The following is a 15,082-nucleotide window of genomic DNA, read 5'->3' as shown; positions in this document are numbered from 1 at the left end:
GACGCCGATGACCAGCGGCGGCGCGGGGAAGGAGGCGGCGCGGACCGCCTCCTTCCCCGTCAGGAGCCGCCGAAGCGGTCGCCGTTCTCGGCCGTGCCCGCGATGCCCGGCGTGTCCTGGGAGAGGTAGTCGGAACCGGAGGCGGCGAGTCCGGTGCTGGTGGAGTAGATGACGGTGGCCGCGCCTTGAGCCCCGTTCTCACCCGGGGCACCGACGACCAGGGCGTGGTACCCGGTGCCGGTGATGTCGAGGAATCGCAGGGTCGCCCCCCAGTCGTCGCCGGTCTCGGTCGATCCCGGGATTCCCGCGGTGTCCTGTGTCCACACCTTCGCCTGAGCGGGAACCACACCGCTGCCGGAGCCCGGGAAGACGGTCACGAGAGTGTCGGCGGGGCTGTACACGGCGAGGTCGGCGATCCGGTCCCCGTTGACGTCGGCGGAGGCGAGGGTCTTGCCGAACTTGTCGTCGGCGCCGGTATTACCGGGGACGCCGCTGGTGGCCTGGGTGATCTGGACGGCCCCGGCAGGGCCGATCTTCTTCCCGTCGGAGTACAGCACGTTGAGGGTTCCGGCGTCCGCCTTGCGCTTGCCGTCGGTACCGGTGACCGCCGCGCCGGGCGCGGTGACAGCCAGGTCGGCTTTGCCGTCGCCGTTGAGGTCGCTCAGGGCGACCTGGGCGCCGAAACGGTCGGGATCGTCGCCCTTGGCCGAGTCGTAGCCTCCCGCCGTGCCGGGGACCCCGGGGGTCGCTTTCGACAGCCGGGAGCCGCCTCCGGGACCGGACCCGCTGCTGCCGTACATGAGGGTCACGACGCCGGTAGCCCGTCCCGTGTCCTCCTTGTCGCCCGGTGCTCCGATCACGAGATCGTCGTTGCCGTCGGCGTTGATGTCTCCGGCGGCCAGGGCTTCACCGAAGCGGTCTCCGGTCTCGGCCTTCCCAGGCACGGATCGGTCTCCTTGCTTGATCACCCGGACCGATGTCCGCTCAAGGGGGCCGTTGTAAAGGAATGCCTGGCCGGCGCCCTTCCCGGGAGCCCCGACGACGAGATCGTCGAACCCGTCGGCGTCGAAGTCGCCGACCGTCAGGGCAGCACCGAATGAGTCGCCGGCGCCGGGGGCGATGAGGTTGAGGGCCGTCGGGTACTGCTGCAGACTTCCATCCGGTCGGCCGAAGAACACGATGACCTGCCCGGCGTCACGTGCCGACCCGAGGTCCTCGCCGGGTGCGGCCACGGCCAAGTCGGCGTGCCCGTCGCCGTTGAAGTCCCCACTGGCGGTGGTCTTGCCGAATCCGTCGCCGGTCTCGCCGGAGCCCGGGACGCCGGTGCTGTCCTGGTTGATCGCGATGCTCGCGGTGCCAGCCGCCCCCGAGGCGGTACCGGGCAGGATGTGGACCGTCCCGGTGTCCTTGTCCGACCCGATGTCCTCACCTGGCGCGGCGACCACGGTCTCGGCGAACCCGTCACCGTTGAAGTCGAACGGAAGCGGGTTGACCCGCACCGTGCTCCCCCCTTGCGCCGGCAGATGTCCGGCGTCACCCGCCCATGTAGCGGTGTAGGAGTACGGGCCGGAGGCCCCGGGAGTGTCGGTGAACGTGAAGGATCCGTTCGCGGCCACCGGTACCGAGCCCAGCTCCACCGGGTTGGCCCACCGGTACGACCTGGTGATGGAGACGGTCGTCTCCACGCCCGGGCCTCTTGACAACGCGCCCGTCAACCGCACGGCCTGCCGGTAGTCGACCGCGTAGGGCGCGCCCATCGAGATCGAGGTCTGGATCCGGGTCGGTTCCCGCAGGATCCGAAGCTGCGGCGCGACCACGCGGTCGCCGTAGGAGAACGAGTAGGCGGCGATGAGCCAGCCGTTGGCCGCGAACTCCAGCGAGCGCGGGTGCAGCTTCCAGCCCCAGGTGGTGACCGCCCGGTACCGCCGAATCTCCTGCTGCGGCGCCCCGTCGGCGATCCTGCGCACGGTGATGACCGGGAACACGCCGGTCTCGGCCGTGGCCATCAGCCGCCCGTCGGTGTCGACCGCGACCGCGCTGGGCTTCCCCTCGGCGACGCCGAGCACCCGCGTTCGGGACAGGTCCGCCGTCTTGAAGAACTCGTAGCCGCTTCCGCAGGCGCCGACAACATGGTCGCCGCCGTTCAGCAGCGCGGCATCGACGCAGCCCGCGTGATCGGCCGACCCGACCTCGACCGGAGCGCCGGAGGACACGTCGAACACGTGGAACGCACCCGCCGTTTCGACCCGTTCGGTCACGAACAGCCGATCCGGGCGATCCGGGAGGGCGTGGACATCCGCCCGGGGTGCGTCCACTCCGGTGTCGGCCGCTTGGCCCGTGGCCGGGTCGACCGTGCCGAGCCCTCCGCCGGTGTGCGTCGCGCAGTCCTCGAAGCCGTACCAGATCCGGCCCCCGGTGGACGCCAGCGACCGTGCGCACTGCCCGGAAGGCAGCGCGATCGTCGACAGCGCGAACGTCCGCGCGTCGATCACCGTCAGCTCGGACGCCCCCAGCTCGGCGACATGGACGCTGCCCCCGTCGGGCCCCAGGACCATCGCCGTCGGCGTCCCGTCCAGCGCGATCATCTGCCGCGCCGTGCCGTCGAAGTCGACGACGGCAACCGAATCCGGGGCGGTCAAGGACACGAAGACCTGGCCGCGCTCGTCATCGACCAGCACATCCGAGACGGTTCCCAAGGGAAGGTCGGTGACCGTGTCCGGCGGGTTCGGCGTTTCCTCGGCTGAGGCGCTCGCCGAAGAGACGACGACACCGGACATGGCGAGGGCGACCGCGATGAGGGCGGCGTGGAGCCTGGAAGGCATGGGCGATCCTGCGGGCAAGAAAAGGGGCGTGCGGGCTCGGCGAGCATACTGGTGAACCCCGAGGTCCGCACGCCGAGGTTCACCGGCCGTGCCCGACTTGATAGAACACTCGGGTGACGGATCGCAGCATTGTCGTGGTCGGTGCCGGCATCGTCGGGTCGTGCCTGGCGTACCGGCTGGCCGGGCGCGGCCGGCCTGTCACGTTGATCGACGCGGGGCTGCCCGGTTCGGGCGCCACCCGCGCCTCTTTCGCCTGGATCGGGCGACCGCGCATCAGCGACCTGCCCTCGGCACCGCTGCGATACCTCGCCCTCGACGAGTACCGGCGGCTGGAGGCCGAGCTTCCCGCGTTGTCGATCCGCTGGTCGGGATCGCTCAGCTGGGACGGCTTCGACGAAGAGCCCGGGCCGCGCACCGGCGATGTCGCGGCACTGGAACCGCACCTGCTCGACCCACCGGCCGAGGCCGTCCATCGCCCCGAAGACGCGGCACTCGACCCCGTCGCGGCGGCCGAGATCCTGGTCGCCGCCGCACGCGACCGAGGCGCGCGGGTGCTGACGGGGACGCCGGCCACGGGCCTCGACCACCAGGCGGGCACGGTCGGCGGCGTCCACACGACCGGCGGCTTCGTTCCCGCCGAGACCGTCGTCCTGGCCGCCGGCACCGGCACGGTCGCCCTGTGCTCGACGATCGGCGTCACCGTGCCCGTCGAGCCGTCACCGGCCATCCTCGTCCGCCTGCGCGCGGATCCCGGCCTGGTCAAGACGATCGTCGCGACACCGCGGCTGGAGGCCCGGCAACTCGACGACGGCACGATCCTTTCCCCCACGGCCTACCGCGGCGAGGCCGACCAGGCCGCGCTGCTGGCGACCGCCCACCGCGTCCGCGACCGCATCGCCGCCACCTTCACCGGCGCCGACGACACCGAGATCGTCTCCGCCGAGATCGGCTGGCGCCCCATGCCCGCCGACGGCGAGCCCATCGTCGGCCGCCCCACCGGAACCCGGGGCCTGTACGTCGCCGTGATGCACTCGGCGATCACGCTGGCCGCCGCGGTCGGCCGCCTCGCCGCCGGCGAGATCCTCACCGGGCAACCGGCCCCCGAACTCGCCGGTTGCCGGCCGGACAGGTTCCGCTGAGGTCGAGGGGGACGACCCGACCGCTAGATCACGTTCACCTCACCGTTTCGGAGAGCCGAGAGCGCCGCGTCGATCTTGCGGCGGTGCCCGTGAAACAGATTCAGCGCGGCGATCTGGTCCGGATCGAACCAAGCGACGGCCCTGGCCTCGGCGGTCGTCACGGCCTGTGCATCAGGGTCGACGAGCCGCGCCGCATATACGGCGATCATCCGGATGGCGGCCCCGCCGGCGCCGACACGCCTGTTGTCGAACACTCCGACCAGTCGATCGACGGTCACCTTGAGCCCGGTCTCCTCCTCGGTTTCCCGGACGGCGGTCGCATCGGCGCTTTCACCGACTTCGCAAGCACCGCCGGGCATCGCCCACTCGCCGGTGTCCGGACGTTGCAGCAGCAGGATCCTGCCCCGCCCATCGACGACGAGTGTTTCGGCACCCACCGTCGGAGTGTTCTGTGCTGTGTCGACGGCCGTTCGCGGCAGCGTCAGCTCGTTTCGTCCGGCCGGTGCGACCGTCTCATCGATCACGCTGGTGATCCGCGTGAAGCGCTCGACGTTGAACGAATCGTGAGACGAGAGCCCTTCCACGGCGAGCGCTCGCACTCGCTCGCAGATGCTCAGGACCTCGGATGGAACGTCGATGGGGCCCGAGGTCTCGGTCGCGGCTCCATCCGGGTTGAGAACACGGTCGGTGAGGGCGTCCAGTGGCGTATTCGCGTCGGTCGACCAAGAACCCCTGCTGGACACCGCCCGACTGGCGTCGTCCGACAGCTCGAAGGCGAGATGGAGGGTGTGCCGGCCGAGTTCGCCCGCGGTCATGCCGTCGCAGATGCCGACGAGGACGGGCTCGGCGACGGGTGTGAGCCGCAGGTCCGCCATCATCCTTTTCAGCGTGTCCAGCGGATGCCCGTCCACCGCCACAAGGTCCCGCGGTAGTCCGACAGCCCCCGGCGCCGTGGGCACCAGGAGGCGGGCACCGTCTGCTCGGGTGACCAGAAGGACAACTCCCAGGCGGGGCGTCTGGGGTCCGGCATCGGTGCCGAACTCGGCCTCGATCTCATCCGCCGCGCGGGTATCGATCCGGGCCGACAGTTCGGCGGCGAGGCGGCGGAGAGCGGTGAAGCGTCGCTCGTCGACCGCATCGGGGAAGTAGTGGAGCCCGTTGACCGCTTGAGCGCGCAGGAACTGCACCAGCGCGCAGATGCGTAGAACTGTCGAGGTCGATGCTCTGTCGTATCGCAATGAGGCTCCGTGAACGTTCGGGATGGTTGCCAAAGCTGCTATCGGAGGATATGGGCGACGGCGTCCTCTGCGGTGTACGCCGACAACCGCCCCGACCACCACGCGGCTCGACTGAGAGCGGACCGGTCGCCGCGCAGCCTGTCGAGCTCAGCGCGGACGCTCTCCCAGGCGACATCTTCCTCAAGCTCTGCGGCGGTCGTCCCCGGTGAGTCGACGGTGGCGCCCGAGGACAGACTTCGGCCGACCCCGAGACGTTCCAGCGCCTGCGCGTTGGCGGCTCGTTCCGGGCTGCTGTCCGGAAGTACGACACTGACGAGCCCGGCTTGCAGCATCGTCAAGCAGGTGCCGTGGCCCCCGTGGATCACCGCGGTGGACGCGCGTTCCATGACGGCGGACATGTCGACCATGTCGAAGGCGCGCATGCCGGCCCGGCCGAGTTCCCGGTCGAGCAGCGGCGTGAGGTGAGGTTCGCCGGTCGCGATCACGACCGAGTCCGCGATGTCGGCGAAGGCGTCGATGAACTCGTCGATGCGACGCAGATCGTTCACCGTCCGGTAGAGGAATACTCGATCCCGGTTCTCGCCTCCGAGACCGCGAGCCCTCTGCGGGTGACGTCGTTCGAGATCCGTCATCCGCGTCAAAGGTCCGATGTAGGCGGTCGTCTCGTCGTTGAAGGTGTCGGGCCGCGGATCCACTTCAGGGACGCTCGCGATCAAGAGCTTCCCCTTGAGGTACACCTCCCGGGCGTCGTCGCCGATCTGCGCCAGTCCCGCGCCTTTCAGCCAGGCGTTCAGCGGCGGTGCCGCTCGTGTCCACAGTGGAGGTGGTTTGGACCTGCCGGCGAAGGTCTGTCCTGGGAAGTGGACGTACTGGCCGATGCCGAAGCTGGGGACTCCGAGGGCCTCGGCGGCCACCGGTGAACTCAACCGCCCGTCGTGCACCACCGCGTCCGCGCCCGAGTCCCGGATGAGGGCGAGGTCGGACTCGATCGCGGCCGTGACGAACGCCGGATCGTCCCAGTGCCCCCACGGCCGGGATGTCAACGCCGGTTCGGGGTAGCGGATCGCGGTGCAATCGCCGTCGAGAATGAGCTCGGCGTGCCTCCTGGCCGGTTCGGCCGCGACTGTCACGTGGGCGCCGCGTCTGGCCAGGGCCGTGGCCAGCACCATGCATCTGGCGATGTGGCCCATGCCGTTTCCCCAGGGCAGGACGAGGATCTTGCGGACGGCCGTCACCGGCGTTGGTCCTCCTTCGGTTTCGGCTCGACTGGTCGGTAGCTCCTGCGGGCGGCCGCGTTCTCCGGCTTCGGTGCCGCCGCGGTCGGCTTTCTGGTGGCACCGGCGACGATCAAGGTTCCCGCCAGCACCCACAGGGACGCGATCGCGAACGACCAGCGCAGGTTCAACGCGCTGCCGATGATCCCGCCGGCGGTGCTGCCGATCAGGTGCCCACTGATGCGGGCGGTCTGGAAGACGCTCGTGCCGAAGCCGATCGCGCCCGGCGACATGTCCTGTACGAGGCTGACGGCCACTCCGACCGCGGCGGCCAGCACGAAGGCGTCGGCGATCTGGAAGATGATCAGATGCCAGAGTCGAGTGGACACGGCGACTCCGAGCAGACTGACCACGCATACGGCTCCCCCCGAGAGGACGACACGACGCGGCCCCCAGCGCACCGCCGCCGTGCCGCACAACGGCAAGAACACCAGCTCCATGATGGGAGTGACGCCGAAGATGGCCGCGACGCTCGTGAAGGACATGTCGAGTTCGTCGATGACGAAGACGCCGAGGTAGGCGGTCTTGAGGATCGGCGCGGTCAGGAGCAGAGCGAGCCCGGCACCCGTGACGTAGAGGCGCACCCTCGTAACCCTTGGACGCGATGCTGTCTCGGGATGGGACGCCTCTCGCGCCGGCCCGCGCCCGGCTGGGGTACGGAGCATGGCGATTCCGATGGCCGCGGCGTAGACCCCGCCGAAGATCGCGAACGCCGCGCCGGTGTCCAGGAGCAAGACGATGCCCCCGAGCAGTACGGGACCGATGGTGTACCCCAGCGAGTATCCGGACCGCAGGCTCGTGAGCACCCCGCTCGCCTGGTGGTCGGGTAGGGACACGAGTTCTCTGCCGACGGCGAGGAGCTGTCCGTTGGTGAAGTCGATGAGAGAGATGAAGACGACACCGACGACGACAACGGCGACATAGCCCTCGACCAGATTCAGCGCGATCATGCCGATGGCGACCCAGCACGCACCGGCCGCGGCCAACCTGCCTCGTGAGCGAACACGGTCGGAGTAACGCCCCAGAACCAGCGTCACCGGGATGGCGGTCAAGCTCGCCGCGGCGAAGTAGAGCCCGATGCCCCGCGGCCCGCTCGTCGTCGTGGCGTCCAGGTGAACCGGCAACGCGTAGACGTATCCGGAGATCGCGGCTCCGGAGATGATCAGGCAGACGAAGGTGGCACGAGTATGGCGTTGTGCGAGTACATCGCGGTACGTCTGGATGACGACGCTGAGCATGTGGGTTCCTGACTCCGCTGATCTAGGGCGAGCGGTACGGGAGGCTCATACGAGCGCGGGGAGGCTCCCCCAGCGAGACCGATTGCGCGCGAACCACTCGATCGTCCGCAGGATTCCGTCCTCCCAGTTCACCGTCGGCTGCCAGCCCGTCACAGAGCGGATCTTCCCGTAGTCGACCTTGAGCGCCAGGACCTCCGTGCCTCCCGGCCGCATGAGGGAGCGGTCCTCGACGATCTCGCACTCACCCCAGTGCCCTTTGGACCGCCCGACGGCGAGGATGAGTCGCGCCCACTCCCGGATACTGATGTCCTGTCCGTTGCCGTAGGTGTACACATCGCCCGAAGCGACGGTGGCCGCCGTGGCCAGATGGGCGCGCACACCGTCGGTGCAATAGGTGAAGTCCCGGCTCGGCCTGGTGTCCCCGAGGATCACGGTGTCGCGCTGTAGGGCTTGGGTGATGACCGTTCCGGTGATGAAGTCGTATGTCTGACGTGGCCCGAAGTGGTTGAAGAGGCGGACGACCGTGACCGGAACCCCATATGCGGCGTGGTAGTTCCGCGCGAGGAAGTCCTGCGCCACCTTGGTGGTTCCATAGATGCTGCGCGGGTCGAGTGGCGACTCTTCGTCGAACGTGACCTCGATGCGCTGGACGTCCTCGGTGAACTGGCGGCCGTGACTGTTCCCGTACTCCTCGGAAGTGCCGACTTGGTCGAAATGCTGTAGTTCGAGGCCGTGGTCGACGATGGACTGCAGGAGGTTCAGGGTCGCGATGATGTTCGAACTGACGGTTTCGTAGGGCTGCGTCCAGGACCGGTGGACGTGCGGCTGGGCGGCGAAGTTGAAGACGAAGGGCTTCTCGTCATCGGCGGCCAGGGCGCGGACGGCCCTGTCGACGGTGTGCCTGTCGGACAGATCGCCCCACGTGATCGTGACGTTCTCACGCAGGTGTTCCAGGTTGGTGAGACTGCGACCGGATCGCGCCCTCACGACCGTGTGGACTCTCGCGCCCAGGCTCACCAGCGCGTCGGTGAGGTGGGAACCCAGAAAGCCGTCGGCGCCGGTGACCAGGGCCGCCCGATCACGATAGAGGTCGCCGAACTCCGCGAGGAGGCCGGCTCGCTCGGCCTCGGACCATGACTGTTCCAGCATCGGTGCTCCCGTTCTGTCGGTTGGTGGATCCGGCCCTTATCGGGGCTCGCGACCGAGGTTCGTCAGCCGATGCGTACCGCTGTGCCGGTCAGCTGAGACTCGACGGCCGCGTCGGCGAGGATCTGCGCGCGCAGGCCGTCCTCGCCGGAGGGGGCGATCGCGGTCCCGGCGAGGACGGCGGTGATGAACGCGTCGATTTCGGCCCGGAAGGCCTGGGAATAGCGCTCGGGGAAGAACGGAAGCAGTGGTGCCCGGGTGAAGCCCCCGGCGCCGGCCTTCTCCACCGTCGAGGTGTGCAGGTTCTCGGCGCGCAGCATGCCCTCCGATCCGTGCACTTCGATGCGCTGGTCGTAGCCGTAGGTCGCGCGGCGCGAGTTCGAGATGTGCGCGATGCGTCCACTCCTCGTCGTCAGCGTGACCGATGCAGTGTCGATGTGACCTGTGGTTCGCAGGTCGGGGTCGACGAGGGCGGAACCGACGGCGTAGACGCTGACCGGCTCCTCGTTCAGTAGGTGCCGGGCCATGTCGAAGTCGTGGATGGTCATGTCCCGGAACAGGCCACCGGAGCCGGGGAGGTACTCGGCCGGTGGTGGTTGGGGGTCGCGCGAGAGGATGGTGACCATCTCGCAGTCGCCGACGGCCCCGGCGTCCAGTTGTCGTTTCAGTTCGGCGAAGTTGCCGTCGAAGCGCCGGTTGAAACCGATCATGAGCGGCACCTTCGCCGACTGCACCGCGCGCAGGCAGGCTCGGGTGCGTTCGACGTCGAGGTCCACGGGCTTCTCGCAGAAGATCGCCTTTCCCGCAGCCGCCGCTCGTTCGATCAGCCCGGCGTGGGTGTCCGTGGGTGTGGCGATGATGACCGCGTCGATGTCGTCGGCGTCCAGGACCGCCTCGACACCGCGGTGCTGGGCACCGCTGCGCCGGGCGACCTTGCCCGCGGTGGTGCCATGGAGACTGGCGGCCGCGACGAGGTGGGCGAGCGGGTGGGCGGCGACGTTGAGCGCGTGCACCTCGCCGATGTGGCCGGTGCCGACGATGCCGATTCTGAGCATGCTTCTCCCTTTCGAGTGCGCGGTGCGAGGATCAGGCCTTGACCGTGGCGTCTTGGCGGGCGGCCACGGGCGAGCGTGTCGAGGCCCAAACGAGGATGGCGCCCGACGCGACCCAGATCGCGGCGACTCCGAAGGAACAGCGCAGCCCGACGGCGCCGGCGACCAGCCCGGCGGCGCTGCTGCCGATGAGATGCCCGGAGATGCGGGATACCTGGAAGACGCTCGTCGCGTAGCCCAAGGCGTTGGACGCCATCTCCTGGACCAGCCCGACACCGACCGCGACCACCGAGGCGAGGACAAGTGCGTCCAGGGCCTGTATGGCCACGATCTGCCAGAGCTCTTCGGCGAGCCATGTTCCGGCGAGACTGGCCACGGCGGCGACGCATCCCCAGAGCACCACGGTCCGTGATCCCCATTGAGCGGCGGCCAGGGCGCACAGCGGCATGAGGATGAGTTCGAGCGCCGGTGAGACGCTGAAGACCAGGACCATCTGGTTCATCGGCCGGTTGAGTTCGTCGACCACGAACAGACCGAGGTAGGCGGTCTTGATGATCGGCATGGACAGCACGAGTGCCAGACCGCCGCCGAGGAGATAGAGCCGTAGTGGCCGGTCGAGCCTCGGTGCCGACCGATGCGCTGTGGCCGCCGTCGTCGCGCGCCGCCCGCCACCGATCAGGGCCATGCTGACGACGATCGGAACGGTGTAGAGCACCCCGAACCCGATGAAGACGGCGTGAATGTCGACGACCGCGATCGCGGCGCCGAGCACCACCGGGCCCAGTACGTATCCCAGGGAGTAGCCCGAACGCAGGTTGGCGAGGAGGCTGGTGGCTTCCTTACCGCTCAACACGCAGATCTCCCGGGCGAGTGCGAGCATCTGGCCGTTCACGATGTGCTGGAACGACACGAACGCGAGGCCGACGCACAGCAGCTGCAGGAAGGTCCCGGTCAGGCTGATGACCGCGAAGCCGAGCCCGACCCAGATACTGACGACCGTGAGCAGGAACCGTCGTGACGCGAGCCGGTCGGAGTACTTCCCGACCACCAGCGTGATGGGGATAGCGGTGAGGGAGATCGTGGCGAAGTACGCACCGACCTCGGCGGGTCTCGCGCCGATGACCTGGGAGGCGTAGATCGGCAAGGTCACCATGTAGCCGGAGATCGACACTCCGGAGATAACCAGGCAGATGAAGGTGAGGAGGAGCGCGCGGCTGTGCGCGATGGCCTTGTAGGGCGCGAGCAGGCGTCCGATCAAGGGGTCACGCCTTTCCTGACGGAGACGCGTTCGCCCACTCGTCGCCAGTCGGGATCCGCGAAGGCCGCCGCCTGCTCGCGTCGCAGCTGCTCGCCTCGCGTCAGCCCGGCGAACAGGAACGGTTCGGCGACTTCGGCGAGGTGCGCCAAGGCCGTCGCGGAAAGTACGCGACGCAGCGGTCCTTGGACCAGTGTCCCGACCACATTGGACACGACGGATGGCCGGGACCCGTCGGGATGCATCCGGTCAGGCGGGACCGACATCCCCAAAGCCGCGGCGGTGAGCCAGGATTCGTGCAGGAACGCCGGGCTGACCAGACGGCCGAGGCGGTCTGAGAACTCGGCCAGCGATTCCCCGAACTCGGCCTCCAGACCCGACAGGTCCACCCCCATCGCGGCGAGCACCTCGGCCGTGTGGCCGTAACGCCAGTGATTGTCGGCGTCGCGCGCGAAAGCGGTCATGGCGCTGAGCGACTTGTACGAGTGATAGGGGATGAACGGCGGCAACGCCGAAGGGCCTGCCCTGAAGTCCCACGGTCCGGCCACGTCGTCGGCGAAACACATCGACCTGCGCAGGCCTTTGGTGACGTTGCCGGGCCAGATGCTCGACGTAGCGAAGAGATCGTGCTCGACGAGGTTCGGGACGCAGACGTGCGGTACGACTCCGGCCGAGTTCAGGTACTCGTAGAGCAGCTGGGAGTCCCGGTCCATGCCGGGCCGTGCCGTCGACGAAATGAAGTCCGCGAAGCCGAGCGCGAGCTCTCGGGAGAGCACGATGCCGACCGGCGGTACCGAGTGCTCGGCGACCGGGGTCCAGGTGCGGCCGAGCAGGGCCGCCAGGCGGCCCACTTGCCCGGTGGGTCCACTCCACTCGCTGAACAGGACGATCGCCTCGCTCGGCCGGGTCCCGATGGCGAACGTGACCAGGTGCTCGAAGCCGCGGCAGAGCGTGACGTCGTCCTGCAGGACCAGGTGGTGCGTCGCGGCGGGACCGACACGACTCCAGGCGACCGCGGCTGTGCGCAGCGCAGACGGCGGCCCTTCCGGCTCCGGATCGAAGACGACCGAGATATCGAGTCGAGGATGCCGGCCTCGAAGCCCTTCGGCCTGCGCTCTTCTGCTCGGGTGAGCCATGACCACCGTCGAAAGCGTCGAAAGCCCGGTAGCGCCGGACATGGCCTTGCTCCTCTCTGCGTTTCAGGGGACCGGTCCTCGCCTTGAGGAGTGACAGCGGCCGTCAGGCACCGGGCAGGAGCCCACGTGGTTCGCAGTCGTCGAAGAGGTGCGTCGTGATCGGAAGCGTCGACAGCGCCGATCGAATACTCGCGACCGCGTCCGGCGGTGCGAGTGCGAACAGACAGCCTCCGTAGCCCGAACCGGAGAGCTTGGCGCCGAATGCTCCGGCGTTCATCATGCGGGCGGCGCACTCGTCGATGAGCTCGGTCGAACATCCGACCAGGCGTCGGAGCAGCTCCTGTGCGTGGCTGACGAGCGCACCGACCGCGTCGTGCGCGATGCTGGTCGACGCCAGGCGCCCGGTCAGTTCGCGCACGACATGGCCGACTTCGTCGACATAGGTGTTGAGTGCCGGGTCCGCCCGCTCGAACCGGGCGCGTTTCGTGGCCAGCACCGTCGGCGTCTTACGGCGCTCCATCGTGTCTACCAGCACGATCGAGCACTGCAGGCTTTCCGCCAGCCGCGTCACCTTCGGACCCGCGTTCGGCTGGATGCGGACGACACCGCCGTGCCCGCAGGCGAGGAAGTCCATCCAGCCGGCGCCGGTGCCCAGGTGGACGGTCTCGGCCGAATGCGCGTGGGCGACGGCGGTGTCGAGTGACCTGTCCAGAGCCTTGACGAGGCCGAGGATCGCGGCGGAGGCCGCGACCGTCACCGCGGCACTGCTGGACGTGCCCGCCGCGACCGGAAGGTCGGTCTCGGACGAGAGCGTCAGCCCACGCAAGTCCACAGTGGTCGCCGTGGCCAACTCGTACGCCGTCGCCTGAAGGTATCGGGCGGGGGTGTTCGAGAGCCGTCCGAGTTCGGGCAGCAGAACCCGCTGTGAAGCGTTGAACGGCTCACCGACCCGGAACGTGACGACGTCGCTGTCGCCGCCGCGGGCGGCCCGCACCGTGGTCCGTGCCGGGATCGCCGCGGTGATCGAGGCGTCTCCCGTCATCCAGTCCAGGGACTCTCCGGCGATGCAGATCCGGCCGGGCACGGAGGCCGCACAGGCGGCGGCTTCGCCGGTTTCGTCGTTGACGGAGGGCCGTGAGGCATGCCGGCCCTTCTCTTGCGACGTCACGAGAGCAGCTCGCATGCCGTCTCGACGACCATGTCGGCAGGGGCCACCGCCAAAGGCACGCCCGCGGTCGTGACGGGAACGCCCAACCGGTTGAGCAGCACCATCGCCACCTGATCGTCGGCGGAGCCGATGTACCCCCGTTTGTTGTCGCAGATCAGCTTCCCCCGCAAACGGTCCGCCGTCATGAATTCGTCCTCGTACGTCGGGATGCCCAAGGGGAGGCCGGCTCGGCGGAGAAGCCTGTCGTGCATCGCGACGGACTGCTCGTCCAGGTGACCGAGACGGTGGGATACCCGAGCGGCGACCCGCATGCCCAGGCCCACACCGAAACCGTGGGTTATTCGATTCGACGAAAGTGCTTCCAGGGCATGACCCACGGTGTGGCCGTATTCGAGAACGAGCGCGCGGCCGCGTTCGCGTGGATCGTGCTGAAGCACCAGCGATTTGCTCTCGATGGCCATTTCGAGGAACTTCTCCAGCTGGCCCGCTGTGTACTCGGCCGCCGGGTTCAACGTGGCGAGCAGGACGTCGACGTGGTGGGGCGTGAGCACCAGGGAGTTCTTGATGATCTCGGCCAGACCCGCCCTGACCTCCTGCGGAGGCAGTGTCGTCAGGACCTGCGGATCCGCCCAGATGAGTTCGGCGACGTGATAGGTGCCGAGCATGTTCTTCATGCCGGTCAGATTGACGCCCTGCTTGAGCGAGAGGACGACATCCGACATCGCCATCAGGGTGGTCGGAACCTGGACGAGACGTATCCCGCGAAAGAGCAGGGACGCGCACAGTCCGCCGATGTTGCAGGCGTTTCCGCCGCCGACCGTGACCATGACCGACGAACGAGTGGCGCCGGCCTCCACCGCCTTCTCGCAGAGCCGTTCGACGGTCGCGATCGACTTGAAGCGTTCGCCGTCGCCAAGAGTGATGACGCTGCTCGGCGCGATCGTGGACAGTGCTTCGGCAAGGTCTTGGGCATACCTGCGCAGAGTAGGCTGCTCGCTCGCGACCACGATCCACTTGTCGGCATGGAGATCCTTCGCGGCGGCGAGGAAGGCGTCCACTCCACCGATGAGGTACGGGATTCGAGTGTCGCCGATGCGCAGGGCAACGGTCTCGGCGGGCAAGGACTCGTCTACTACTGTGGGCATACTGGAACCATTCCTCGATGACTGGCTTACTGTTGCTTCGACCTTCGGACGCAACCGGGCACGGGCAGCTCGACGAGAACCGAGACTAAGAGGGCTTGACTGGCATTGTCAACCGCTCGTTCATCTCTCGACATCGCATTTTCGACATTGACGCAGGTGGTGCCGCGAATTCTTTTTTCGCACCGGAACCGACCCCGTCGAACACAAGCAGTGCGGCCATCTCCGCGCATGGACCGTCGGCCCCATACGGATCTACCAGGCAGAACATCCCCGGGACGGGCCGAGCCCACTGCGCACCTTCCAGTCCGAACACGAAGTCGCCGGCCTGCACAAGCCAAGTCAGCGCATTCATCGTATTGCTCGGACCTCACGCCCACTGTGAGCCGTGGATCGTTTTCTCGATAGGGCACGCGTACCGCGATGTGCATAAAAGTAGCTCGACGGTAGTGGGCCGATAGGCGCACATGAC

General features: G+C 68.4%; 11 protein-coding genes. 1 reads left to right on the top strand and 10 read right to left on the bottom strand.

The window, feature by feature from the left end; all coding sequences use genetic code 11:
- Window positions 1–59 precede the first annotated feature (59 nt).
- On the bottom strand, window positions 60–2,822 hold the full coding sequence (locus tag AB0I28_RS19900) for an FG-GAP repeat protein (RefSeq protein WP_357495259.1): 2,763 nt from the start codon (window positions 2,820–2,822) through the stop codon (window positions 60–62).
- Between the two features lie 113 nt (window positions 2,823–2,935).
- On the opposite strand from AB0I28_RS19900, the gene AB0I28_RS19895 reads away from it, so the two are divergent.
- Complete coding sequence (locus tag AB0I28_RS19895) at window positions 2,936–3,961, top strand: FAD-binding oxidoreductase (protein ID WP_357495257.1); 1,026 nt, start codon at window positions 2,936–2,938, stop codon at window positions 3,959–3,961.
- A 23-nt stretch (window positions 3,962–3,984) separates the two neighbouring features.
- Here the strand turns inward: AB0I28_RS19895 and AB0I28_RS19890 are convergent, their stop codons facing one another.
- The 9 genes from AB0I28_RS19890 to AB0I28_RS19850 form a co-directional block, all read right to left on the bottom strand.
- Complete coding sequence (locus tag AB0I28_RS19890) at window positions 3,985–5,199, bottom strand: NUDIX hydrolase N-terminal domain-containing protein (RefSeq protein WP_357495255.1); 1,215 nt, start codon at window positions 5,197–5,199, stop codon at window positions 3,985–3,987.
- A gap of 38 nt (window positions 5,200–5,237) precedes the next feature.
- Window positions 5,238–6,434 carry a nucleotide disphospho-sugar-binding domain-containing protein gene (locus tag AB0I28_RS19885; RefSeq protein WP_357495253.1) on the bottom strand — a complete coding sequence of 399 codons (1,197 nt, stop codon included), beginning with the start codon at window positions 6,432–6,434 and terminating at the stop codon, window positions 5,238–5,240.
- Window positions 6,431–7,711: an MFS transporter gene (locus AB0I28_RS19880; RefSeq protein WP_357495251.1), complete on the bottom strand. Its 1,281-nt coding sequence runs from the start codon at window positions 7,709–7,711 to the stop codon at window positions 6,431–6,433. The genes AB0I28_RS19885 and AB0I28_RS19880 overlap by 4 nt, the downstream gene beginning before the upstream one ends.
- A 45-nt stretch (window positions 7,712–7,756) precedes the next feature.
- Entirely contained in the window at window positions 7,757–8,860 is a 1,104-nt protein-coding gene (locus tag AB0I28_RS19875) for a GDP-mannose 4,6-dehydratase (protein WP_357495249.1), read from the bottom strand.
- Window positions 8,861–8,922: 62 nt separating this feature from the next.
- On the bottom strand, window positions 8,923–9,912 hold the full coding sequence (iolG, locus tag AB0I28_RS19870) for an inositol 2-dehydrogenase (protein ID WP_357495247.1): 990 nt from the start codon (window positions 9,910–9,912) through the stop codon (window positions 8,923–8,925).
- 31 nt (window positions 9,913–9,943) lie between these two features.
- Window positions 9,944–11,167 carry an MFS transporter gene (locus AB0I28_RS19865; protein WP_357495245.1) on the bottom strand — a complete coding sequence of 408 codons (1,224 nt, stop codon included), beginning with the start codon at window positions 11,165–11,167 and terminating at the stop codon, window positions 9,944–9,946.
- Window positions 11,164–12,342, bottom strand: coding sequence for a hypothetical protein (locus tag AB0I28_RS19860; RefSeq protein WP_357495243.1), 1,179 nt, complete (start codon window positions 12,340–12,342; stop codon window positions 11,164–11,166). The genes AB0I28_RS19865 and AB0I28_RS19860 overlap by 4 nt, the downstream gene beginning before the upstream one ends.
- Before the next feature lie 61 nt (window positions 12,343–12,403).
- The gene (locus AB0I28_RS19855) at window positions 12,404–13,468 is read right to left on the bottom strand and encodes a hypothetical protein (protein ID WP_357495241.1); all 1,065 of its coding nucleotides are present in this window, start codon (window positions 13,466–13,468) and stop codon (window positions 12,404–12,406) included.
- Entirely contained in the window at window positions 13,465–14,589 is a 1,125-nt protein-coding gene (locus tag AB0I28_RS19850; RefSeq protein WP_357495239.1) for a hypothetical protein, read from the bottom strand. Before AB0I28_RS19850 ends, AB0I28_RS19855 begins: the two co-directional genes overlap by 4 nt.
- Between the last annotated feature and the right edge of the window lie 493 nt (window positions 14,590–15,082).

The organism is Phytomonospora sp. NPDC050363, from assembly GCF_040655735.1.
Taxonomy (GTDB): Bacteria; Actinomycetota; Actinomycetes; order Mycobacteriales; family Micromonosporaceae; genus Phytomonospora.
The sequence above is the reverse complement of the archived record's forward strand: the minus strand, read 5'-3'. Positions and strand labels throughout refer to the sequence as shown.

Coding starts and splice junctions, on each gene's coding strand:
- AB0I28_RS19900 (WP_357495259.1), bottom strand. CDS start 2,822: ATGCCTTCCAGGCTCCACGCCGCCCTCATCGCGGTCGCCCTCGCCATG.
- AB0I28_RS19880 (WP_357495251.1), bottom strand. CDS start 7,711: ATGCTCAGCGTCGTCATCCAGACGTACCGCGATGTACTCGCACAACGC.
- AB0I28_RS19875 (WP_357495249.1), bottom strand. CDS start 8,860: ATGCTGGAACAGTCATGGTCCGAGGCCGAGCGAGCCGGCCTCCTCGCG.
- iolG (WP_357495247.1), bottom strand. CDS start 9,912: ATGCTCAGAATCGGCATCGTCGGCACCGGCCACATCGGCGAGGTGCAC.
- AB0I28_RS19860 (WP_357495243.1), bottom strand. CDS start 12,342: ATGTCCGGCGCTACCGGGCTTTCGACGCTTTCGACGGTGGTCATGGCT.